We start from the raw sequence: 23,114 nt of genomic DNA on the forward strand, positions 1-23,114 counted from the left end.
AGTGGCGTCTTTTTTAGTGTTATATCAATCTTCCATGGTGGACAAATCGCCGGTCGGCAATCCGAGTTCCCAAGCTTTTAAAACGCGGCGCATGATTTTCCCGCTGCGGGTCTTGGGCAACTTGTCTTTAAACTCAATTTCCCGCGGTGCGGCATGAGCCGCCAAACCCTTTTTCACAAACAAACGGATCTCTTCTTTTAACTCATCGGAAGGTTCATATCCATCCCGAAGCGAGATAAAAGCTTTGATGATTTGTCCCCGCACCGGATCCGGTTTCCCGATGACCCCCGCTTCCGCCACCGCCGGATGCTCGACCAATTTGCTTTCCACTTCAAACGGCCCCACGCGTTCCCCGGAGGTATTGATCACATCATCCAAACGGCCTTGAAACCAGAAATAACCTTCCTCGTCCTTGTATGCCGTGTCTCCCGATGTATACCAGCCGGGAATTTTGAAATATTCTTTGTATTTTTCGGGGTTTTTCCAGATCTGCCTCATCATGGACGGCCACGGTGTTTTAATGGAAAGATTCCCCATTTGATAAGGCGGCAACTCATTTCCGTCGTCATCCAAAATGACCGCTTTCACTCCCGGGATCGGTTTACCCATCGATCCGGGTTTAATCTCCATTTGCGGGAAATTTGCAATCAGGATCCCGCCGGTTTCCGTCATCCACCAATTGTCATGGATGCGTTTGTTATATACTTTTAAGCCCCAGCGAACCACTTCCGGATTGAGCGGTTCCCCCACGCTCAGGATATGACGGACAGAAGAAAGATCATACCGTTTGGCCACTTCTTCCCCTGCTCCCATCAACATCCGGAAGGCGGTCGGCGCGCTGTACCAAACCGTTACTTTGTATTTTTCAAGGGTTTGGTACCAGTCATCCGGCGAAAACCGTCCTCCGCGAATCACATTTGTCACTCCGTTCAACCAGGGAGCAAAAATCCCGTAACAAGTTCCGGTCACCCAACCCGGATCTGCTGTGCACCAATATATGTCATTTTCCTGAAGATCGAGAACCCACTTCCCGGTTTGATAATGCTGAATCATGGCATTATGCACATGGAGAACCCCTTTGGGCTTTCCTGTGGATCCGGAAGTATAATGCATCAGCATGGGATCTTCCCGATCAACCCATTCAATTTCCAATTCCGTCGATGCCTGCGACATCTCTTTTTCAAAGGAATACACACCTTCAGCGGTGTTTTCTTCCCCATCGACCAAAATCACATATTTTAAATTTGGCAACTCTTCTCTCGGTACACGTTCCAAAAGACTTTTCGTCGTCACCAGAGCCACCGCTTCGCTGTCTTCCAAGCGGTCCTTCACCGCATCTTCCATGAACGCTTCAAACAAAGGGCCGGCAATTGCGCCTATTTTGATAATTCCCAAGAAACTGACATAAAGTTCGGGGGTCCGGGGCATAAAAATAAAAACACGATCACCCTTGGAAATGCCCAGCTTTTTCAGGACATTGCCAAATTGGTTTGACTTTTGCTTCAACTCGTAAAAGGTATATTTCTCGTCCCGCTTGGCATCACTATAATACAAGGCGATTTTGTCTTTTTTCCCCTCATCGACATGGCGGTCAATTGCTTCATAACCTGCGTTGACTTTTCCCGTTTTGGCCCACGTGAACTGTTGTTCCACTTCTTCCCAGCGGAAGCTCTTGTAAGTGTTTTCATAATCTTGCAGATTATTCCCTGTTGTTTTCACTGCAATGGTCTCATCATGTCTCATAAGAAGAGATGCCCCCTTTAAAATAAAGGTTTCACTTTTCAGTATTATAACATAATTCGAATCAAATTCAAATTTTAGACACAAAAGAAGAAGAGTAAAAACTCTTCTTCCCCTTTCATCAGTGTACCGGCTTAAATGTTTTGCAGTCGGTTTCTTTGGTGTCTTCCGCTTCTTCCCCTTTGTGGCTCACAACATAAATTTCCTCGGCACTGCACAAGTTTCCTTGTTGCCAAAAGGTACAGTTTTTCACTTCACACAATACATCTCGTGCCATCTTCACTTCCCTCCTTTGCTCTATCGTTATTCTCTCTCACGCTCCCCTTTTTTACACTGTCAGATTCATGAAAAAAACGCCCCGCCTTTTCAGGCTGGCGTTTTTCATAAGCGGTTCCGGTTGCGCAAGGAAAGCATGCGGCAAACCATTTCACTGGAGCGCTTGGCCGCCAACTGCGTAAACTCCGTGAAATTCACATTGGCCGAATGGTCCGCCCGGTCGGACATGGAACGGATCACCACATATGGAATGCCGGCCAGATGGGAGACATGGGCCACCGCCGCCCCTTCCATTTCCACACAAGCTCCTTCCATCTGTCCCCGCAATTCCTTGACTTTTCCAAGATCAGAAATAAATTGGTCACCGGACAAAACTTTACCTTGTATGACTTGAACCCCTTCCAGCGTTTCCCCGGCTTTGACCGCCCAACCGATCCACTTGGAATCGGCCGGGTAAACCGACACTTCCTGATAGGGAATGATTCCTTTGGCAAATCCCAAAGCACTAACATCCACATCATGCTCCTGGCATTCGGTGGAAACAACAATATCCCCGATCTCCAACTTGGGGTCCAAAGCCCCGGCCACGCCGGTGAACACGATCGCCTGCACTTGGAAACGATCAATTAAAACCTGCGTGCACAATGCGGCATTCACTTTGCCGACGCCCGATTTGCAAAGCACCACGGGGGTGCCTTCGAGCCGGCCTTCATAATAAGTGATTTGATAATGGGTATGAGACCGTACATCCTCCATCAAACGGAGCAGAGAAGCGATTTCTTCGTCCATTGCCCCGATAATTCCAATCTTTTTTTCCATCGGTTTCTCCTCGCTTATTCTTTTTCTTCTTCCCACTCTTTTAACCGGGTGGACTCCCGCAATTGGATATGATACGGCAAATAAACCTGCCCTGTCTCCACTTGCTCTTCATTCATGTATTTCGTAAGCAACCGCATGGCCACCGCACCGATGTCATACATCGGAACCCCGACGGTGCTTAAAAGCGGGCGGACTTGGGAAGCCAGCGGAATGTTTTCAAAACCGATGACCGATAAATCATTCGGAACGTCACGCCCCATGTCCAATGCCGCATGAAGGGCACCCACAGCCATTTCATCGCTGGCCGCAAAGACAGCGGTGATTTCAGGACGGCTTTCCAATAGTTCTCTCATCGCTTTGTAACCGGAACGGTAGCGATAATCCCCCAAACGGATCAGGTCTTCCTCAAAGGCAATATCCATCTCTTTCAAGGCTTCTTTGTAACCGAGATAACGCGGATAGCCGTTGACCGAATCCGTCAGCGGGCCACCGATAAACCCGACATGTTTATGTCCCTCATGCCCCAGGATCAGGGTGGCCTCTTTGGATGCCTGAATCTGATCAATTGTGACATAGGGAAGTTCTTTTTTCTCATCGCGGCTCGCCGCAAGGACAACGGGCACCGGTGTGGCCGAAAAAATTTCCCGGTGTGCTTCGGTGATTTCCCCGCCCAAGAACAGCAGGCCGTCGACTTGTTTTTCCAGCAATGTTTCAATTAACTGCAATTCCCTGTCCTTTTGCAAATCCGAGTTGCTCAAAATAATGTTGTAATGATACATCGTGGCAATATCTTCGATGCCCCGGGTCAGTTCGGCATAAAAAGCGTTGGAAATATCCGGGATCACCACACCGACTGTGGTCGTTCTTTTGCTTGCCAGCCCGCGCGCCACCGCATTGGGCCGATACCCGAGCCGGCGGATGACATCCAACACTTTTTTTCTGGTTGCCGGTTTGACATTGGGGTTTCCATTGACAACACGGGATACGGTCGCCATGGAAACGCCCGCTTCATGAGCAACGTCATAAATCGTGATCGTCTCTTTTTTCTTACCCATACGACTCCACATCCATTTTTTAATTTTTGTTCACAAACCATCTCTTCTCGAGCATTTTTTAGTTTTTACCAGGTTGCTTCTTTCCATCCTGAAGCTGTGACATTAATTGTAGCACATATGGCAAGGTGTCTCCCATAATACTTGTCCATGCTTCCGGGGATCCCCGGTTGATCCAGACAATCGGCTGGCGTGGCGCCAAAGCCCGGTACAGCTTTTTCGTCGAAATCAATCTCGGAACCATGGGCGGCAAATTCGGGTTTTTTTCACGGGCTTCTTTGATCAAGCGCTCGGCGTGTTCAGCCGAAGTGAAAAAGTCCACAATCGGGCTTTGATCCTGTCCGGCCAAAATCACCATATTTCCGTCCGGATCCACCACAACCCAAATTCTGCGCAACTCCGCCATCGCCCGGCACACTTCCCAGCCATTTCCCATTCCCTGTCCTTCAATCGTGGCTCTCTCCAACTTTTTCAAGCCCAACGCCACATCCGGATCGACCGGCTTCCGGGGAACCGGCTCCGGACTCACGGGTTGGGGTTGCCCACGCTCCGGCTCCTGATTGGAAGGAGCGGTTTCTTGGGGCGGATTGCCGACGGGTTCGGGAGGCTGCGGCAGTGGTTCGGGCAGTTGGTTGGACGCCGGCAAACGTTCGGGCGATTCAACGGTTTCGTCTCGTTCAGGCAACTTCTGACGGAGCCCGGAAAAAATCACTGCGGCATGTTCCGGCGATAACAGTCCCTGCTCCGGCAAACCAAAATGGAAGTAAGGAGCCGCCGCCCCCAATTCACGGCAACGCTCTTCAATTTTTTCCCACGAATGCTGTACAGCCTGTCCTCCCGACCTTTGCGTGGCATATTGCGCATCTTGTTCACTTAAATAAACCGCCACGGAATATTGCCCCTTTTGGTACTCCACCAATAACAGTTGATCATCCATGGTCGGCACCCAGGGGCCCGGCATCTCTTTAAACTGTTCAACCGCATATGCATAAATCAACTTCTGCACATGCGGCTTGATCAAAAACAGAGGCGAATCCTGCCCCGGATTGAGAATCACCCCGTCCGCTTGCGACCGGTAGGCTTTCAACAAAAACGTAAGCGCCGGTTCTCTCACAATCTGCAAATGCTGAGGCTGATCCACCCGGATCACTCCCGCCGATTCAGGATCCGTAAAAGCTACAATATAGTCACTGTTTTGATTCCCCTTGGACAATAAAGGATTTCTCTCCGATCCCACCGTCTGGTAAACAATCGTCCAGTCAGACAAGTTTTTCACCAGCAAATGGAACAGTTCATCCAGACCAATCTGATTCCTGTCCACTCTCACCAAATATTCCCTCACATCCAACAAACGTTCCTCCCCCTGTAACACAGTTCTTCTTTATTATAAGGGATGTGATCCGGTCCAACATATTTGATCAGCATCCTCGTCTTTTAAAGGTTCATTTTCACCACCATGATCATCATATCAAAAATTTGCACGAAAAAAAGCGGACAGACTGTGAAGCCGGTCCGCTTTTTTTACGCCGTCCCGCTTATGTTGCCGAAACCAACTGGCCTTCCAACAATCCGGAACTTTTAAGCTCGCCCATAAACGATTCAAATTGAGGGATGTTGATCTGCTGTTTGGCATCCGACAACGCCACATCCGGATTGGGGTGCACTTCCAGCATGACACCGTCTGCCCCCGCAGCAAGAGCCGCTTTGGCACAGGGAACCAAAATGTCCCTTCTTCCTGTTGAGTGAGTGACATCCACAATCACCGGCAAATGCGATTCATTTTTCAGAATCGGAACAGCTGAAATATCCAATGTGTTTCGTGTCCATTTTTCATAGGTCCGGATTCCCCGTTCACACAGCATCACCTGGTCATTTCCACGGGAAACGATATACTCTGCCGCAAACAAAAACTCCTCCATCGTTGCGGACAGTCCCCTTTTCAACAACACCGGGGTTTTGACCGAACCAGCCGCTTTCAAAAGCTCAAAGTTTTGCATATTGCGTGCACCGATTTGGATCACGTCCACATATTGCTCTGCCATTTCAATGTCCACGGGACTTACGATTTCGCTGATCACCTTCAACCCGTATTCATCCGCTGCGCGCCTTAAGATTTTCAAGCCTTCTTCACCCAATCCCTGGAAGTCGTAAGGCGATGTCCGGGGTTTGAAAGCGCCTCCCCGCATCAATTTGACGCCCTGTTCTTTCAAAGCTTTGGCCACGGCAAAAACCTGTTCCTCCGACTCCACGGAACAAGGTCCGGCGATCACTTGCCGTCTGGAGCCGCCGACAGTCACCCCGCCAAAATCCAACACCGTATCCGTTCCTTTTCTTTTCCGGCTCACCAACAATTCTTTCTTCTGGTTGTCTTGTTGCAAATCCAGACATGCCTTAAAGATTTGCTTGAACAGATAGCGGATGGTGTCATCCGAAAAAGGCCCGGGGTTTTGTTTCACCAAGGTGTTCAGCATGTTTTTTTCGCGTTCGGGGTCAAACTTGTTGATCCCTTGTTTTTTCTTCACCTCGCCAATTTGCTTGGCGATTTGGGCACGCTCGCTTAACAAGTCCAATAATTTCAGATTGATTTCATCCAGTTGTTTCCTTAACACTTGCAGTTGATCACTCACTCGTCTGTCTCCTCTCTTCTCATCCTAAAAATAATTTTTGATATTATAACGAAAAATGCCTGAATTGTCACCCGTTAATTTGAAACCGGAGCAACTTCCTTCCGCGCCCGGAACCAATGGGTTTTCACCGTTTCTTCCGGAATATTCGGTTCCCGGTCCATTTCCTGACCGCTCATTCCGTAAAAATGGTGGGGGATAAAGGCCGCCGGCAAATTTCCGCCCACCGGCCGATTGCCCGTTTCAAGCCTTTTCTTGCTTTTTTGATCCCGAAAGCGATGATTTTTTCTGCTTTTGACGGGCTTGCCACATGGTTTCCCCGGCGGAACCCGCTATTTACCGGGGTTCACTGACCGCTTGGCCGATCTTTTCCGCTGTAATATTTGAATGGGATGTGTGCCAACACACTTTTCCGTCTTTGATCCACATCACTTGCGGGGATTCATGCCGGATGCCAAACCTTTCTGAAACGGCATCGGAAACCTCCCGTTGTTCAATCACATGTACAACTGCAGCCGGGACCCGCCGGTCCGCATCCGTATTCTTCAAAAACCGTTGAAATTCATCAAAAGCTTGCGCACTGACAGGACACCGGGTGCTGTGTTTAAACAACAATAAACGGTCATATCCGGCCAGTACCTCTTCCAATTGCCCCCGGTTTTCAATCAAAACATAAGGTTCCAATGTGAAGGCCTCCTTTGATTCTTTTCTTTTTAAAAAAGAGAGCCAACAACGGATTCTGTTGGCTCATGCATATCGTTTTATGACGGAGAAACTTCCCCGGTCTTTTGCTCTTCTTTGGTCTCTTCCTGTTTTTTCGGGGCAGGCAGTTCCATCCATCCTTCATACGAATCTTCTTTTTCCGTGTCCTTGTAAACGGAATCGACGGGTTCATTTACGAGGGAATAATAAAATTCCTTTCCTTTTTCCTTGGTCAATTCCAGATTTTTTTCCAATTCCTCACGCATTTCCTTTCCGTTGCGCGGGGTGGTCAACACGGCAACCGCCGCTCCGACCACGGCACCAATAAAAGCTCCTGCAACAAAGTATTTACACTTCGCCACGGATTTTCACTCCTTTGCTTTGATCGGTTTTTCGATCCTGTTTCCAGCGCTTGGCCAGTTCAATTCCCGTTCCGATGACACTGATCAAATTTCCGTACCGGGATTGATGGGCTTTGATTTGCTGATCCACCCGGACAGAGATCTGCTCCATGGTTTTTCCCCATTCATCCAGCGCATGAAATAACGATTCGGTTTTCTCCGTCTTCTTGCGGACCTCTTCCACCAAGCCCCTGGTTTCTCTGACCGTTAAATGCGTTTCGTCAATGGTGGCCGTCACTTGACCTTTGACTTCATTCAAGGTGGTTTGCACGGTTTCAATGGTTTGGGTGATTTTTATCAAAAAACGAACGGCAAAAACGACCAAGACGACGACTGCCACTGCCATCACTGCCACACTGATTTCAAGAATCACTCCGTCAGCACCTCCTTTATCCTCCCTGGTTGCCGTTTTCTTGTTCTGGCCAGCCGAACGGATATTGTTTCGACAGGGTGACCGGCAAACGCCCCTGGCTTTGGACCCCGCCGGTCATGATTTTGGCTCCGGCTTCCAACAGCGGACGGGACGATCCATATAAAGCAATGGATGTGACGCCCTCCGGCAATTGATCCAATCCGTAGGGGACATCCATTCCCCAGACAATGACCGGGATCCGTTTGGCATGTAACGTTTGAATCAAGTCAATCCATGCCGGATTTTCCTTCACCTGATTGATCACGACCAATGCCGCATCCGCATTTCCGGCCTTCTCCGCCAAAGCCGGAACTTGCGTTTTCTTCAGGGAATCGACATAATTCACATCAGCTTCATATCCGTTTTGTTTTAAAACCTCCGCTATGGCCTGGGGTTTATTCACGGTGAACACAGCCAGCTTTTTCGCATTTTCCGGCTTCAACGGGATGTGTTGTGCCGGATCTTTCACCAGCGTCACCCCTTGCTCGGCGGTTTGCCGGGCCACTTTTTCCGCTTCGGGCCGGTTGGAAAGCTCCGTGGCTTTCTCAACATCGGCATACGGTTGTTTCAAAAAAGCGTCTTTTGCTTTTAAACGGAGAATCCGGCGAACCGACTCATCAATGCGCGCCTCGTCAATTTCCCCTTTTTCGACGGCTTGTTTCACCGCTTCGATGGATTGGGTTTGCCGCTCAAGCGAATGGCAAACCAACACAATGTCCGCTCCGGCCTTGATGGCACGGACCACCGCTTCGCGGGTACCGAAATTCTCCGCAATGGCTCCCATCTCCATGTCATCGGTGATGATGATGCCGTCGTAATTCAATTGTTTTCGCAACAGCCCCGTCAACACTTTTTCGGACAACGTGGCGGGAATCCCCGGCTCCTTTTCAATCGCAGGGAAGATGATATGCGTGCTCATCACCATATCCGTCCCTTGCGAAACGGCTTTTTTAAAGGGAACCAGTTCCACTTGGTTCAAGCGTTCCATGGAGTGTGAAATCTCAGGCAGTCCCACATGGGAATCGACCGCCGTGTCCCCGTGTCCGGGAAAATGCTTGGCAATCGTGTAGATGCCGCTGTCATGAAATCCCCGGATCAATTCCGCTCCCAATTCAGCCGTCAGCCCGGGATCTTCGGAAAACGAACGCACACCGATCACCGGATTCTCCGGATTGTTATTCACATCCAACACCGGAGCCATATTCAAGTTGACACCGACGGCTCTCAACTCTTTGCCCATTTGTTTTCCGGTTTGGTAAGCCAAATCTTTATTTTGCGTGGCTCCGAGAACCATGTTCCCCGGAAAAGCGGTAAACCCTTCCTTAAACCGGGCCACTTTTCCTCCTTCCTGATCCACCGTGATGAACAACGGAATTTTCCTTTCTGATGAAAGTGCCAGTTTTTGCAAATCATTGCTCAGCGTTGCGACCTGGTTTGGACTTTTTACATTCCGGTCAAAATAAATAACGCCTCCCACATGGTAATCCTCAATCAATGTTTTGGCTTGTTCATTCACGGTGAGCGCTTGTTCGCTGTCGCCTTTTCCTTTGAAACCGACAATAAACATTTGCCCGATCTTTTCCTCCAGGGTCATGTTTTTCAATTGTTCCTCGACCCAGTTTGAGGAAGCCTCAGGCATCGGCTTTTCCCCGGATCCGGGTGAAGAGGAGGGCGAACAAGCCGTAACGGCTCCCACACAAAACGCCAGACAAAAACTTATGTATTTCAGATATTTCGGACGCAAATCCATCTCTCCCTCTTCCTGTCTCCCTTCCATTGTACTGAATCCCGGGCGGAACTTAAAGGAATGTCACCTGCCTTTCAATTTGTCAGAATATTTATTGCTAGTTATTGAAAGTTCGAAAGAGTATAATAGACACGGAATATTTAAATGAGGTGATTAATCCATGAGCCATAAAACCATCGTAGTCATGAAAGGGGACCAAACCGGACAAGAACTGTTGGATGAAGCATTGCGGGTTTTGGATCCGAATGTAATCGGAATGGGTCTCGAATTTCAAACGTTTGACTTGAGCCTTGAAAACCGGAGAAATACGAACAACGAGGTCGTTTATGAAGCGGCACGAGCAATGAAACGGACGGGATTCGGCCTGAAAGCGGCCACCATCACTCCGGAAGAAAAAGGGGATGTGGGAAGCCCCAATGCCATCTTGCGGAAAGAGATTGACGGGAAAGTGATCATCCGCACCGGTCGCAGAATCCCGGGAGTTCGCCCCGTTGCGGGAACCTTTGCCCCGATTTCCGTCATCCGCATGGCGGTGGGTGACGCTTACGGCGCCAAAGAATGGCGGGAAGGTGAGGGTTTGGATGAAATCGCTTTCCGGACGGAACAAATTGACCGCAAAACCTGCCGCGCCGTTGCCGAATTTGCCTTCCGCCACGCAAAAAAAATGAACGCCAAAGTGTTTGGCGGGCCGAAATACACCGTGAGCCCTGTCTATGAAGGCATGTTAAAAGAAGAAATGGACGAAGCGAGCAAGCGCTTTCCGGAAGTCCGTTACGAACCCCAACTGATTGACGCGACCTATGCCCTTCTCATCAACAACTCCGGCGATCCCCTTGTCATTCCTGCATTAAACCGTGATGGAGATTGTTTGAGCGATATGGTTCTCCAATTGTTTGGATCCATCGCCGGTTCGGAATCGATCTTGATGAGCTTTGACGAATCCTTCAACACCCAAACGGTCATGGCCGAAGCACCACATGGCACGGCGCCTTCTCTGTTCGGCAAAAACGTAGCCAATCCCATGGCCATGATCCTGGCCGCTGCCTCTTTGCTCACCTATATGGATGACCCCAAAGCCAGCGCCGCTTCCCGCGCCATCTATGAATCAGTGATCGAAACGGTCCGGGAAGGAGTCCGAACCGCCGATTTGGGTGGAAGCGCCACCACAACGGAATTCACCAATGAAGTGATCAGCAAGGTCCAAACCAAACTGGAAGTATGGACAACCCTGCAAGGATTTTGAACCAGACGCAAACACACCCGGTTTTCACCGGGTGTGTTTGCAAAGATTTACCTTTTTGTGCGGGGCAAACTTCTCTTTCCCTGTAAAATGTCCAGTCCTTTTTGCGGATTTTTTTGCACCTGGTTGGCGAATCTTTTCAATTCCCCGAAATCGACATCGGCCTGGGTCACTTTCATCAGGTATTGCAAAACCGCATCCATTCCACCCCGCTCATGGGCGCGTTTGGCCCCTTCCATGATCTGCTCCATTTTTCTTTCGGACAACACCGATCTTCCCATAATGGCATTGATCATGTGGGCAAGATCTTTCATGGATGGTCCTTTTCCGGTCATTTCCATTCCTCCTTACAGGCAACTCCATATACTATATGCCCCCCTGATTCAAATTGCTTATCAAAGCGACCCACTCCAAACGTCCAATCTTCAAAAATCGTGATGTTCACCTAACACCTTTTGGACGAAATTTGTATAAATTCATAGTAAAAAACATCAGTGATACGCCGCTTTTCGAAAGGAGAACCGCCATGTCCTTTTCCCCGTCAAAATCCAGACAAAATTCGCCATATCTCAATCTGCTTCTTTTCTTGCTGATCATTCCGGTCATCTTTGTGTTTGTCATGAATCTGAATCTTTGACCCCGGCAATTTCCCCGGCAAAGATATTCGCCTTTACAAAAGAAAAACACCGAGCATAAAGTAAATCAGCACTGGTGAAAAAACATCCATTTCACCAGTAAACCCCATTCACAAAGGAGGATTTTAGATGAGCGAATATTACGGTGGTTTCGGCTGGAGACAACTTTTGATCTTCCTCTTGGTCATCGCCACGATCTTCGTCTTTGTCGGATCAGGATTTGGAAAAGGCGGATATTGCTGATCCGCTGATTCTTTGAATCTTCCTTGAAAGGAGGTGTTCAAATGAGCGGATACTACGGCGGTTTCGGCTGGAGACAACTTTTGATCTTCCTCCTGGTCATTGCCACCATCTTCGTCTTTGTCGGATCAGGATTTGGAAAAGGCGGATATTGCTAATTCACTGATGTCGCAATCCTTTTCTTGAAAGGAGGTATTCAAATGAGCGGAGGATACTGCGGCGGTTTCGGCTGGAGACAACTTTTGATCTACCTCTTGGTGATTGCCACCATCTTCGTCTTTGTCGGCGGATGCTTTGGTGGCGGAAAATACTGATCACCCGAATGCCTTCCAAAGAAATAATCCCGCCCTCTCCAGACAGCATGAAAGTACAAAAAGCGCCTCTTCCAAGGCGCTTTTTGTTTATTCTGAATTTTTGTCCCTTTTCGTTTGTCCGTGGGCGGATTGAATATAAATTTTATTTTGATCCCGGTTCAACAGTTGAATCAACAAATGATACTCTTCCAGCAACATGAGCTCGAAAAATTTCAAGTCCGTCTTCAGTTTATGGTTTTCCCGAAGCAAATCTTTCACTTGTGCCTGAATTTGTTCCAACCGGTTTTCCAAACTGGACAACTGTTGATCAAGCGATTCCTTTGAACGGCTGGACAAACGCTGCACCTCTTTTCATTGAAATCTGGCCATATTATTTTATGAAGTCGTCTCTTTTTTGTGTTCGGCTTCCGTTTGAACCGCTGCGTGATCTTCGGCAGGAAGAGTTGCGGAAAAAACGGGATTGGCCCCCATGTCCGACAACAGATTCAACAAATACCGGTACTTGTTTTTTACTTCTTTCTGATACCATTGATAAGATTCCCGGTCTTCACGCAGTCCGCGATTTTCCTCTTTTAATATCCGGTAACGCTTGTCGAGCTTTTTCCGTTTATCCTTCAAATGATTCAAATGTTCTTTCAGACTCTTTTCTTCTTGTTCCAGCTTTTTCAGCATCGGGATCAACGCATCAACCGACGAACATCGTTCTTCTTTGTTTTTCCTCAATTGCTTGGCAACCCGCGCTCTCTTTGCCTCAAGAAATGAATGGGGATCTTGTTGCTTGACGACTGCATTCCAGCGAAACCCGCAGGATCCGGGAGTCCGGTTCAGCTTTTCCCCCACTTTTTCAAAGGCTTCGATTTGCGTTCCTCCAAGACGGATGGCCTCCAACACCGTCTCTTTTAAGAGCCGGTCCTCTTCTTCAGTCCATCGTCTCCCCTTCACTCCTCCATCCTCCTTTCCTGACGGTTTCGTTGATGAAGACGCCACCTAGTAATTATTTAGTCAATAACAAGTAATTTTATGTTTAATTTATAAAAGATAATTATATAAACAAAGAAGTTGTCCGTTTCAGCGGACAACTCCCCAAGCCTTTTTTCGACATCTTTTTTAGCGGTTGTTGTTAAAATCGTGTTCGCCCGGCAACTTGCACGGCAAAATGCCCAGCCGGTTCACCTCTTCCCGGCTGATTTTTTCCACACCTTCCGGTAAAATTTGCAAACATTCGTTTAACCAACGGACGACTTCGGCCACATCCACGCCGTCTTTTTGCGGGACAAACGGCTTCAGGTAACCGAGGGCACTGATGGCCAGTTTCCTGGCTCCGCGTACTTTTCCCCTCTTCAACTGATGCATGATGGCCGCAATTTGAATCAACCCGTGATAAAAATCATTGTGCCGCTGGGTTTGCCATAACTCCTCCAACACTTCATGGGCTTCCCAATACTCTTCGTTGTGGTAATGGCGGAAAAACTGAAGATAAAGCGGGGGATATGTCATAAATTTTTCAATCCTTCCGTTCGGTTTGGTGTTCATCTCTCTTCGTTTCAGGGTATATTCTTTATGTCAATATCATCATAACGAATGGCAAAAGAAAAAAGACCAGGCAATTCCTGGTCACATGAAAGAGGGTCAAGATTAAGGAGTTAAAAGAAGCGTGGTAGCGTAAGCAAGAAGGTCAACCTTACTTACACGAACATTTTAACACGCTCCCCGAATTTTGTCGATATCATGTCGAGAGATGTTTTCAAACTGTTTCAATTTTAAACCGCTTTTCAGATCACCCATTTTTTCCAAAAAAAGAAAATCTTGGGCGTTTTCGTCGCTTTTTTCACCATATCAAACTGGGAGCGGATGATTTTGTTTTTGGGGTCCATCCGAAGCGCCTGCTTCAATTGCTCGGCCGCTTCCTCATAACGGTTCATCTCCATGAACACTTTGGCTTTGCGCTGATGATAAAGTGGATTCGCCTGATAATACTGAGCCGCCAATCGGAGGTGCAATAACGCTTGTCCCGTTTTGCCGCGCAACAAATAAATTTCAGCCAGCAACGTGTGTGCAATCGCGTCTTTCGGATTCCATTCCAGACTGTGGAACAAAACATTTTGTGCAAGCGTCAGCGAATCGGTATGGGTTATCAAATAACGGGCATACTCCCGGGCCCCTTTACTGAATTGGCGGTGTCTGTGAAAACATTCCTGATACATGACACCGGCTTCCCGCAGTTCCCCTTTGGCTTCCAAAATTTGCGCCAAAAGAAGTTTGGCCCCGGCGTGATTCCCGTCCAGTTCCAACGCCTTTTGCACGGCGGTTTGGGCACGGTTCCAATAACCTTTTCTTGCTTCCAAAACCGCCAACAGCAAATATTCCTCCACACGCGGATTGTCTTGAATCATTTTTTCGATCCGTGAACGGTTTCTCCTGTAACTGCCCGTGACCAGCCAGCGTCCCTTTTTTCCATTTTCACAGACAAAATCAACATCAATCATCGGCCCAACCACTTTCGTTTCCCCCTTAGTCCAAGAAGTCTGTTCTATGATCAACCCTCACTGAATCGTTATTCACTTCATGACAGAAAACAAACCCCGGCCAAATTGGCTGAAAAACCAGGGTTTTCATGAAGAATGCCGAATTCTTCCCTGACGCATGCCAAAAAAATATCCATCCCGCCATTTGATGATGGTAAAGTCTTGGCCGTTTCCGGTGCAGAATATTTCATGGAAAAGATGACAATCATCATGCAATCTGTTCACTTTGTTCACTAACAAACAAAATAATCCGATTAATTCCATGTTTAGTATATCATAAGTACTATTTTATTTCTGCAATTAATTTAAATATTTTTCACATAATCCTATCAATATTTCATATATTTATGCCTAAATTTTTATTATAATGAAGAAATACTCATTTTATTATCCTCATCCCTTTTTACATCATTATTTTCATTTCCTTATTTTGGATTCCGGACAAGGAGGAACCGAAGATGAAAATTGCTTGGATGGACCAAGCGCCGGAACAATGGCTGGAAAAGTTTCGCTTTTTTACTCCGATCCAAGTTCGTTTTTCAGATACGGACCAACTCGGACACATCAATAATGTCAGTTATTTCAGTTATTTCGAATACGGGAGGATCGCTTATCTGGAAGCGCTGGATTTGACCAAGAGCCTGCTGGATGCTTCCCAACGCTCCGCACAAGGCGTGATTGTCACCGCCAGCTTGGAATGCCAATACTTAAAACAAGTTCATTTTGGGGAGAAAGTTTCGCTCGGTGTCCGCATTTCCCGTCTGGGAAAAAGCAGTGCCGACTTCGAATATGCATTGGTGACAGGCGAAAACAAAACGCTGTCGGCCGCAGGAAGGGGCGCGGTGGTTTATATTGATCCCAAAACCGGTAAAAGCCAGCCGATTCCGGAGGAAGTCAAAGATCGCATTCGTGCTTATGAACAAAAGATGGAGCCGATCGAATAAAAACCGCAGTCAAAAAGGGATTCATCCACAACGGGATGAATCCCTTTTTGATCCGAAACATCTATCTCAATGGTAAACCGAAGATTCATGGTGATACTGAATGGTTTGGGCGATAATCCGGTTCATATCGTCTTTGTTAATGTCTGAAAGCTTCCCGTGAACCATGATACTCGCATTCCGCTCCGTTTCCGTCAATAAGTCGTAAAGTTCAGGGGACACAACAAGAACTAACTGCGAAAGCTTCATGGTTTGCATGAGAGCATCACCCCGTCCGTTTTTTACAACTTGTTTTTTATATTATGACACAAATAGAATCAAAATACGATATCTTTCGACAAATTTTTTTGAGAATTGACAAAATCAAAAGAGCCCCGGACGGGTCGGGACTCCTTAAATCCTGCACCTGATTACCGGTTTGTTCCCACTAAAATGGCATGATCCACTTTGATGCAACGGTCCATCACCACAATCAGACCATTTTCTCCGGCATAGCGCGCCGCTTCTTCATGGATCACTCCTTCTTGCAGCCATAGCGCTTTCGCTCCGGCTTCCACGGCTTCTTTGGCCACCGGAAAAACATGTTCGCTGCGGCGGAAAACATTGACAATATCGATCGGTTCTTTGATTTCGGTCAAGGAGGCATATGGTTTTTCCCCCAACACCGGTCCGGTTAAATTGGGATTCACCGGAAAGATCCGATAGCTTGCCTTTTGCAAAGCTTCCGCAATCATGTGACTGGTCCGGGCCGGATTGTCGGAACAACCCACCACTGCAATATTTTTCGCCTCTTTGAGCAGTTTTTTCCGGATTTCGTCCGAAGGATTTTTAAACATTTTCGTCGGCACTCCCCTCTGATTGTGTATCCCCCAACCATTTGACAAACTTCCGGCCAAACTCCCGGACGGAAAAAGCGGAGGAAGTTTTGCGGTTATACATCATTTTGACGCTTTCCAGCAGCCAAACAGGGACTTTGCGTCCCCTAATCAACGGATAAAATTCGTAATATGCCTCTACCAGGGCATCCCAACGCCGGTCATTCCCCGGTTTCATATATTCGGAAACATCCAACAGTTTTCCGCGCCCTTTTTGCAGAAGGACATTTTTCAAATGAATGTCACGCGGGTTCAACCCTTTGAACCGCGCTTCACGACGTGCGTGTTCCACATCGATGATCACCTGCTCCGGGATTTCAACTCCTTCGCACAAACACTGATACAAGTTCATCCCTTGTTCATGACTCAAAATCAAATAATTGTCCCCTTTGTCGTAGCAACGGGCAAAATAAGGGGACCCCTTCAACTTTTGGTAAACTTGAAACTCTTGATCCACTTTGTGAAGACGGCCCTCCGCAAACACCTTCAAAACCCGGCCTTTGCATTCCGGATGGCTGACGACCACTGCATCCGTGCCGTAACCGACCAGGTTGAATGCGGGGGGAATATACTCAATTGTGACCGGTTCATTTTCCGGATGGGCGTGGAAAATGATTTCCCCGATGGCTTCTTCAATCTTTCGGATCTGATTCATGGGCTTGGCCCCTTGTCGATAATATCCCACTTACAGTATTTACCCGATTTCAAGAAGAACATGCCCTTGATTTTTATTTAAAAAATCGCGCAGCAAACCCCTGAAAGGGCCAAAAGATACAATCCGGAAGCAAGCCACATCACCCGGATCGCCTTCAAGAGGTGTTCCGGTTTTTTGTCCTGAACCGGTTTTCCCATGTAAGCACGGAACGATTTTTTGCCGAAATAAGTATTGACTCCCCCCAACCGGATTTGAAGCCCGCCCGCCATCAGGGACTCAGGAATGCCGCTGTTGGGACTGGGATGTTGCCGGGCATCCCGCCTCCACGCTTGAAAAGCCAGGCCCGGGCTCAGCCGCAACAAACCGAAGGCTGCCAACATAAACGGGATCAAAACGCGGGCCGGAATCCAGTTGGCCAGATCATCCATCCTCGCCGAAGCCCAGCCCAGGTGCAAATAGGTCTCGTTTTTGTATCCGACCATGGAATCCAGGGTATTGACTGCACGGTAAGCCATGGCCAGCGGCGCTCCTCCCAATGCCGCATAAAAAAGAGGGGATATGACCGCGTCTACAATATTTTCCGCAATGGTTTCCACACCACCTCTCACAATTTCCGCTTCATCCAACGAATCCGTGTCTCTTCCGACCACCATGGACAAACGACGGCGCGCCTCACCGATCTTTTTTTCCACCAAAGCGGAATAAATGTCTTTTCCCGACTCAGCCAAACTGCGCGGAGCCATCGTCAGCCAAACCAGCACCGCTTCAAACAAAAGGCCGGCCACCGGATGCAGCTGCTTCATGCCTTGAACCCCGAAAAAGGTCAAAAGCCAAACGCCACCCACCACAACCAGCGGCAAAATCATCCCGGCACAGCGCCACTTCCACGCCTCTTCTTTTTCATTCCACCCTCTTTTCCGGCCAAAAAAGCGGATGCGGCGGTCCAGCCACCCAATGGCTTTCCCCATCCCCACCACCGGATGATAACGGTTTGCGGGATCCGCAAAAAGACAATCCAAAAGAAATGCCAGGATCAAAACAGCGGCCGTGGTCATATGCTCTCCTCCCCGTATCTTTCTGCCAGCACGGCTTCTTTCACCGCCTGATAGACGGCTTTTCCCAAAGCGCTTCCCAACGGGCTGGACAATCCCGCATAGGCATGCAGATCCTTTCTTGCCGGATCCTGGGTCGAAGCAATGAGAATCGCATCCGTTGTGGTGCCGGTGGCCGGGTTTCCGCGGGCATCTTTTACTTTCAAGTCTTGCAGTGCCGCCGCTTTGGCTTCGGTTGCCGTGATGACGGCATTCACCATTGCCGCCTGTGTCATCCGTCCGTCGATCACAATCACCGTGTTGATCGTGTGCGGCATGTATTCCTGATCGTTCCAAAACACCGGGTATGATTCCCCGGCACGGGCTGCATTTCCCACACCGGCTGTGACAAACACCGCCATCTTGAAGGTTTTCTCCTCAACAAAACGGCGGCAAACCCGGTCCACCCGGGCAGCTGTCATCAGCACGACCGTTTCGTCAAGGGGAATCTTTTTCCGGGTTAACCAATCCCGGATCTCTTCTTCCGGCTCTTTCGCCGCATAATCGCGTCCGACATGCCGGTTGATCATCCGTTTGCAAGAGAACCGGTCACTTCCGTAAACCGCACTGGTCAAAACTTTCAACGGCCGTTTTGACTCAATCATCAGCATTTCCGGGTGAACCGTCCATGAAATCGGGCAACTGGCTCGATGAAACCAATCCATCAAAAGTCTCCTTTCTGAAACAAAGAACGGCTGATGATCCACTCAGCCTCCTTTTTTTCGGCAACCCATCCCTCTCCGTGCCCGATGGACGGCTTCCAAAAGTCGTCCCGGCACTGATACACATGATAAGCAACAAACCAGCGGATGGGGCCGCCATGTGTAAAAACGGCCACGGTGTCCCCGGGCCGGTTTTGTTCCAATTCGCGAAGGAAACATTGCATGCGGTGGTGCAGATCCATGAGGCTTTCCCCCTTTGGGGGAGCAAAACGGACCGGATCACGGATCCAGTTCCACCAAGCCTCTTTGGCCAACTTCTCCGCTTCCTGATACGTTTTTCCTTCCCAAATCCCAAATGAACACTCTCTCAAAGCCGGCATGACGGCCACCGGAATCCCGGGATGTTTTTGAAGAAAGGGACGGGCGGTCTGGACGGCCCTTTTCAAATCGCTGGTCACCACAAAGTCAATCTTTTCGCGCGAAAGTGCTTCCGCCAACCGGAATGCCTGTTCTTTTCCCGTTTCAGCCAGCGGCTCGTCCAAATGCCCGATGTACCGTTTCATCTGATTTCCCTTGGTTTCGCCATGGCGAATCCATATCAACCGCATCATGAAAGCACCCCCGGAATGGTAAAAAAGAGAAGCCAGGTTAATTCAGACGCTTCAATCATGGCTCCGTACAAATCCCCGGTGCAACCGCCAAGGGTCCGGGTTCCCTTCCAACCGATCCACAGCGGAACCCAAACCGCAAAGAGCCCCACCACCAAACCCATGCTTCCCAAACCGACCCCCACCGGCAACACCGTGCAAACCAAAGCCAAACAAAATCGCGGCCAGGTGAACCGCTCCCGCATGCCTTGTCCCAACCCGTCTTTTCCGGCATAAGGGAAGAAACGGATGCCGATCACCGCGGCCAGCCTGCCCCAAATGCAGGCCGTGATCCACACCCGGGCAAAAGAAGCATCCGGATGGCCGGCAAGCACAAACAGGGCCCCCGCTTTTAACATCAACAGCAAAATGGCGGCAATCGCCCCCATGGCCCCGACCCGGGAATCTTTCATGATTTCCCGGATTTTGTCCGGATCGCGGTGGGATCCGAATCCATCGGCCATATCCATCCAACCGTCCAAGTGCAATCCGCCGGTGAAAAACACCCATGCCGAAAGATCCAACAACACCCGGACCGGAGCCGGAAACCACCCGGCAATCAATTGATCAAACAAAAAAAGGACGCCTCCCAACAATAAACCGACCACTGGATACCACACCGTACTTTCCCGGAACCCCTCTTTGTCCAACCGGACCGGTACCGGGAAGCGGGTCAAAAAGGCCAAGGCATGAAAAAATGCATTCATGGTTTCACTCTCCAAGGAATTCCCGCAATCACCATCCACACCTCATCCGCCACTTGCGCAACCTCCTGGTTGAGCCAGCCCAAACCGTCTTGAAACGCCCGGCTCACCGGATGCATGGCCACACCGCCCAGACCGACTTCATCGGCGACCAGGACGGCCTCATACGGTTTTAACGTTTCCAGCCAATCGCGGGCGTCTTGTTTCAAATGTTCTTCCCATTCTTCTTTGTACAACATCAATTGATTGCTCACCCATGCGGTCAGGCTGTCCACCAACACGAGATGGTGTGGCGGGACCGTTTGAATGACCCGGGCCAACCGGTGCGGCTCTTCCACCACGCACCAGTGGTCCGGGCGCCTTTTCCGGTGATGTTCGATCCTCTTTTTCATCTCTTCGTCCGAAGCAACTCCGGTCGCCACATAAGTGACATATTCGGCATCCATGCACAATGATTCAGCAAAGCGGCTTTTGCCGGAACGGACGCCGCCGGTGATCAACTTGATGCCCATGATATCCCGCCTTCCTTCCGGCTCCATTCTTCAAGCGCCTGCCTGAACAGCAGATTCTGCTCCGGTTTTTTGACCGCGATCCGGAAACAATCATCCTCCAACCCTTCATAATTGGAACAACTCCGGATCAATAACCCTTCCCGGGCCAAGTCGAATTGCAGATCCGAAACGTTTTTTCCGTTGACCGACATGCGCACCAGCAAGTAATTGGCCACCCCCGGAAAAACCTGAAAACCGTCCAGACGGTTCAATTCCCGGATCATCGTTTCCCGCTCTGTTTCCAGCCACCCGCTCACCTTTCGGGCGTGCGGCCGGTAAACTTCCTCCCGCAAAACCGCGCAGCCGATCATTTGCGCCAATCCGTTCACACTCCAGGGAACCTGAAGCGCCCGAATCCGGGAAATCACCGCTTCATCCGCCACAAGATAACCCAAACGCAAACCGGGCAGCGAAAAAAACTTCGTCATGGAACGAACCACAATCAATTGGGGATGCTCCTTCACCCGTGAAATCAACGACCGGTCTTCCTTTGGCTCCACAAAATCCATAAAAGCTTCATCCACAACCAAAATGGTTTGATACCGTCCGGCCCGGCGGATCCATTCCAACATCCGGCCGGCATCAATCAAATGCCCGGTGGGGTTGTTGGGATAACCGATGAATACCAAGTCCACCCGTCTCAACAGCCGGTCCATTTCTTCCAGGGACGGCAAAAATTGCTGCTCCCAGCCGGTCACCAGATGATCCACGGGAATGTTTCTCTTCCGGGCACATTGCCTGTACTCGACAAAAGAAGGATCCACCACCCCCACCCGGGACGGCCGGAAGGCCTGGATCAACAGATCAATCAACTCGGCAGCCCCGTTTCCCGGCAACACCATGTCCGCGGAAATCCGGTGAAAACGGGCGATCGCCTGTTTCAACCCGCGGCAGGCCGGATCCGGATATCTTGATAACACCGGCATTTCTCTTTCTTCGACCAACTCCCGGATCACTTCTTTGACGATTTCCGGCGGACCGTAAGGATAAATATTGGAGCTGAAATCAATCCATTCCTCTTGTTCTCTGGAAAAAAGCTCACTGGCCGTCAGCAAATCCCCTCCGTGTCCGAACCGCTCCAAGCTTGCCATTTTTTTTCACCCTTTCTGGTCAGTTCTTTTCGCCTTGCGGGGCAGAAAGTCCCAAATCGGCAAATACGGCCATATTTCGGGCCAACTTTACCGCCGTCTCAAACATCGGCATCACAAGAGCCGCACCGCTGGCTTCCCCCAAACGCATCTCTGCATGCAGCAACGGTTTAAAACCCAGCTCATCCAGCAATACGGCATGTCCCGGTTCCACCGACAGATGGGAAGCAAACAAACAGGGGCGGACCTCCGGTTTCCATCTCACCGCCGCCAAAGCTGCCGCCGTGGAAATCAATCCATCCATGATGACGGGAATCCGGTGTTCGGCCGCCCCCACATAAGCTCCCACCATGGCTGCAATCTCCAGCCCGCCGACTTTTTCCAACACCTCCAGCGGATTTTCCGGATCGGGCCGGTGAAAATCGATGGCCTTTTGGATCACTTCACATTTTCGCGCATAAGCCTCCGGAGAAACCCCGGAACCTTTTCCCGTCAATGACGAAACCGGTTTTCCCGTGAGCCCGGCTGCCACCGCAGCCCCTGCCGTGGTATTGCCGATTCCCAATTCCCCCACAGCCAACAGGCGGACGTTCTTTTCGCCCAACTGCCGGACAGTCTCTCTCCCCACCCGGATCGCTTCCACCACTTCTTGGCGGGTCATCGCCTTTTCTTTTAAAAAGTTGCGCGTGCCTTTGCGTACCCGGGCAGAGAGCACGGATCCCGGGGTTTCCTCCCATTCACTCCCGACATCCACCACAACCAGCCCGGCGCCGGCCGCTTCAGCCAAAAGATTCACCGCCGCTTTTCCACGGTCGAAGGTTTGCATCATCAGGCCGGTCACTTCTTTCGGATACGGACTGACCCCTTCTTCGGTCACCCCGTGATCCCCGCAAAACACGGCCACCGCTTTTTGACTCAAATCAGGGAACATTTCCCCCGTGATGGCGGCCAAGCGGATCATGATTTCTTCCAATTGCCCCAAGCTGCCGACCGGTTTGGTCAATTGATCGACATGTTGTTTCATTTTGCCGGCCGTTTCTTTGTCGACCGGCGGAATTTCAATCTTTTCTATTCCGTTGATCAATGTCTCCTCCCCCGCTTTCTTCCGGTATCTTCATTCAAGGATATTATAGATGAAACAGCCGGACAAACCCGTTGTTAAAAAATTGGTTG

The 23,114-nt window shown here is 49.6% G+C and carries 28 protein-coding genes; 2 read left to right on the forward strand and 26 right to left on the reverse strand.

What is annotated here, in order from left to right; genetic code table 11:
- Positions 1-24 precede the first annotated feature (24 nt).
- The 11 genes from acsA to nagZ all read right to left on the reverse strand — a co-directional run bounded on the left by acsA (position 25) and on the right by nagZ (position 9,803).
- Positions 25-1,743: an acetate--CoA ligase gene (gene acsA, locus I8U23_RS05830; RefSeq protein ID WP_037995648.1), complete on the reverse strand. Its 1,719-nt coding sequence runs from the start codon at positions 1,741-1,743 to the stop codon at positions 25-27.
- Between the two features lie 118 nt (positions 1,744-1,861).
- Positions 1,862-2,017 (reverse strand): DUF1540 domain-containing protein, encoded by a 156-nt coding sequence (locus tag I8U23_RS05835; protein ID WP_069201544.1) that lies wholly within the window; start codon positions 2,015-2,017, stop codon positions 1,862-1,864.
- Positions 2,018-2,121: 104 nt separating this feature from the next.
- On the reverse strand, positions 2,122-2,835 hold the full coding sequence (locus tag I8U23_RS05840; protein WP_121874156.1) for a 5'-methylthioadenosine/adenosylhomocysteine nucleosidase: 714 nt from the start codon (positions 2,833-2,835) through the stop codon (positions 2,122-2,124).
- A gap of 14 nt (positions 2,836-2,849) precedes the next feature.
- Positions 2,850-3,890 (reverse strand): catabolite control protein A, encoded by a 1,041-nt coding sequence (ccpA, locus tag I8U23_RS05845; RefSeq protein WP_037995652.1) that lies wholly within the window; start codon positions 3,888-3,890, stop codon positions 2,850-2,852.
- Positions 3,891-3,948: 58 nt separating this feature from the next.
- On the reverse strand, positions 3,949-5,235 hold the full coding sequence (locus I8U23_RS05850) for a hypothetical protein (protein WP_198050823.1): 1,287 nt from the start codon (positions 5,233-5,235) through the stop codon (positions 3,949-3,951).
- A gap of 187 nt (positions 5,236-5,422) precedes the next feature.
- Entirely contained in the window at positions 5,423-6,514 is a 1,092-nt protein-coding gene (locus I8U23_RS05855; protein ID WP_037995658.1) for a bifunctional 3-deoxy-7-phosphoheptulonate synthase/chorismate mutase, read from the reverse strand.
- A gap of 172 nt (positions 6,515-6,686) precedes the next feature.
- Positions 6,687-6,821, reverse strand: coding sequence for a hypothetical protein (locus I8U23_RS13560; RefSeq protein ID WP_255347192.1), 135 nt, complete (start codon positions 6,819-6,821; stop codon positions 6,687-6,689).
- Between the two features lie 26 nt (positions 6,822-6,847).
- On the reverse strand, positions 6,848-7,195 hold the full coding sequence (gene ytxJ, locus I8U23_RS05860) for a bacillithiol system redox-active protein YtxJ (protein ID WP_037995660.1): 348 nt from the start codon (positions 7,193-7,195) through the stop codon (positions 6,848-6,850).
- Between the two features lie 77 nt (positions 7,196-7,272).
- Positions 7,273-7,575, reverse strand: a complete 303-nt coding sequence (locus I8U23_RS05865) for a YtxH domain-containing protein (protein ID WP_037995662.1) — start codon at positions 7,573-7,575, stop codon at positions 7,273-7,275.
- Complete coding sequence (locus I8U23_RS05870) at positions 7,562-7,987, reverse strand: DUF948 domain-containing protein (protein ID WP_037995663.1); 426 nt, start codon at positions 7,985-7,987, stop codon at positions 7,562-7,564. Before I8U23_RS05870 ends, I8U23_RS05865 begins: the two co-directional genes overlap by 14 nt.
- Before the next feature lie 16 nt (positions 7,988-8,003).
- Positions 8,004-9,803 carry a beta-N-acetylhexosaminidase gene (gene nagZ / locus I8U23_RS05875; RefSeq protein WP_082240677.1) on the reverse strand — a complete coding sequence of 600 codons (1,800 nt, stop codon included), beginning with the start codon at positions 9,801-9,803 and terminating at the stop codon, positions 8,004-8,006.
- Between the two features lie 130 nt (positions 9,804-9,933).
- Here nagZ and I8U23_RS05880 point away from each other — a divergent pair, with 130 nt between their 5' ends.
- Positions 9,934-11,016, forward strand: a complete 1,083-nt coding sequence (locus I8U23_RS05880) for an isocitrate/isopropylmalate family dehydrogenase (protein ID WP_037995665.1) — start codon at positions 9,934-9,936, stop codon at positions 11,014-11,016.
- Between the two features lie 47 nt (positions 11,017-11,063).
- Here I8U23_RS05880 and I8U23_RS05885 read toward each other — a convergent pair whose 3' ends face one another.
- The 5 genes from I8U23_RS05885 to I8U23_RS13715 form a co-directional block, all read right to left on the reverse strand.
- Complete coding sequence (locus tag I8U23_RS05885; protein ID WP_037995667.1) at positions 11,064-11,348, reverse strand: hypothetical protein; 285 nt, start codon at positions 11,346-11,348, stop codon at positions 11,064-11,066.
- Positions 11,349-12,289: 941 nt separating this feature from the next.
- Entirely contained in the window at positions 12,290-12,538 is a 249-nt protein-coding gene (locus I8U23_RS05890) for a hypothetical protein (RefSeq protein ID WP_037995669.1), read from the reverse strand.
- 39 nt (positions 12,539-12,577) lie between these two features.
- A complete protein-coding gene (locus I8U23_RS05895) occupies positions 12,578-13,144 on the reverse strand; it encodes a Myb-like DNA-binding domain-containing protein (protein WP_049720472.1) in 567 nt (188 codons plus the stop codon).
- Between the two features lie 165 nt (positions 13,145-13,309).
- A complete protein-coding gene (locus I8U23_RS05900) occupies positions 13,310-13,699 on the reverse strand; it encodes a DUF309 domain-containing protein (RefSeq protein WP_069201546.1) in 390 nt (129 codons plus the stop codon).
- A 275-nt stretch (positions 13,700-13,974) separates the two neighbouring features.
- Entirely contained in the window at positions 13,975-14,700 is a 726-nt protein-coding gene (locus tag I8U23_RS13715) for a tetratricopeptide repeat protein (RefSeq protein ID WP_037995671.1), read from the reverse strand.
- Positions 14,701-15,185: 485 nt separating this feature from the next.
- Between I8U23_RS13715 and I8U23_RS05910 the strand changes: the two genes are divergently transcribed.
- On the forward strand, positions 15,186-15,671 hold the full coding sequence (locus I8U23_RS05910; RefSeq protein ID WP_049720474.1) for an acyl-CoA thioesterase: 486 nt from the start codon (positions 15,186-15,188) through the stop codon (positions 15,669-15,671).
- Positions 15,672-15,737: 66 nt separating this feature from the next.
- On the opposite strand, the gene I8U23_RS05915 is transcribed toward I8U23_RS05910, so the two are convergent.
- The 10 genes from I8U23_RS05915 to cobT all read right to left on the reverse strand — a co-directional run bounded on the left by I8U23_RS05915 (position 15,738) and on the right by cobT (position 23,025).
- Complete coding sequence (locus I8U23_RS05915; protein ID WP_037995676.1) at positions 15,738-15,926, reverse strand: hypothetical protein; 189 nt, start codon at positions 15,924-15,926, stop codon at positions 15,738-15,740.
- A gap of 152 nt (positions 15,927-16,078) precedes the next feature.
- Complete coding sequence (locus I8U23_RS05920) at positions 16,079-16,504, reverse strand: CoA-binding protein (protein ID WP_062843091.1); 426 nt, start codon at positions 16,502-16,504, stop codon at positions 16,079-16,081.
- Positions 16,497-17,198, reverse strand: a complete 702-nt coding sequence (locus tag I8U23_RS05925; protein ID WP_049720476.1) for a protein kinase family protein — start codon at positions 17,196-17,198, stop codon at positions 16,497-16,499. Before I8U23_RS05925 ends, I8U23_RS05920 begins: the two co-directional genes overlap by 8 nt.
- A 77-nt stretch (positions 17,199-17,275) precedes the next feature.
- Positions 17,276-18,253: an adenosylcobinamide-phosphate synthase CbiB gene (gene cbiB, locus I8U23_RS05930; protein ID WP_049720477.1), complete on the reverse strand. Its 978-nt coding sequence runs from the start codon at positions 18,251-18,253 to the stop codon at positions 17,276-17,278.
- Complete coding sequence (locus I8U23_RS05935; protein WP_049720478.1) at positions 18,250-18,954, reverse strand: adenosylcobinamide amidohydrolase; 705 nt, start codon at positions 18,952-18,954, stop codon at positions 18,250-18,252. Before I8U23_RS05935 ends, cbiB begins: the two co-directional genes overlap by 4 nt.
- A complete protein-coding gene (locus I8U23_RS05940; protein ID WP_049720479.1) occupies positions 18,954-19,562 on the reverse strand; it encodes a histidine phosphatase family protein in 609 nt (202 codons plus the stop codon). Before I8U23_RS05940 ends, I8U23_RS05935 begins: the two co-directional genes overlap by 1 nt.
- Entirely contained in the window at positions 19,559-20,305 is a 747-nt protein-coding gene (gene cobS, locus I8U23_RS05945) for an adenosylcobinamide-GDP ribazoletransferase (protein ID WP_049720480.1), read from the reverse strand. The genes I8U23_RS05940 and cobS overlap by 4 nt, the downstream gene beginning before the upstream one ends.
- Entirely contained in the window at positions 20,302-20,814 is a 513-nt protein-coding gene (gene cobU, locus I8U23_RS05950; RefSeq protein WP_049720481.1) for a bifunctional adenosylcobinamide kinase/adenosylcobinamide-phosphate guanylyltransferase, read from the reverse strand. The genes cobS and cobU overlap by 4 nt, the downstream gene beginning before the upstream one ends.
- Positions 20,799-21,944, reverse strand: coding sequence for a threonine-phosphate decarboxylase CobD (cobD, locus tag I8U23_RS05955; protein ID WP_049720482.1), 1,146 nt, complete (start codon positions 21,942-21,944; stop codon positions 20,799-20,801). The genes cobU and cobD overlap by 16 nt, the downstream gene beginning before the upstream one ends.
- A gap of 19 nt (positions 21,945-21,963) precedes the next feature.
- Positions 21,964-23,025 (reverse strand): nicotinate-nucleotide--dimethylbenzimidazole phosphoribosyltransferase, encoded by a 1,062-nt coding sequence (cobT, locus tag I8U23_RS05960; RefSeq protein WP_131470910.1) that lies wholly within the window; start codon positions 23,023-23,025, stop codon positions 21,964-21,966.
- Positions 23,026-23,114 lie beyond the last annotated feature (89 nt).

Source organism: Thermoactinomyces sp. CICC 10735 (assembly GCF_016055175.1).
Taxonomy (GTDB): Bacteria; Bacillota; Bacilli; order Thermoactinomycetales; family Thermoactinomycetaceae; genus Thermoactinomyces; species Thermoactinomyces vulgaris.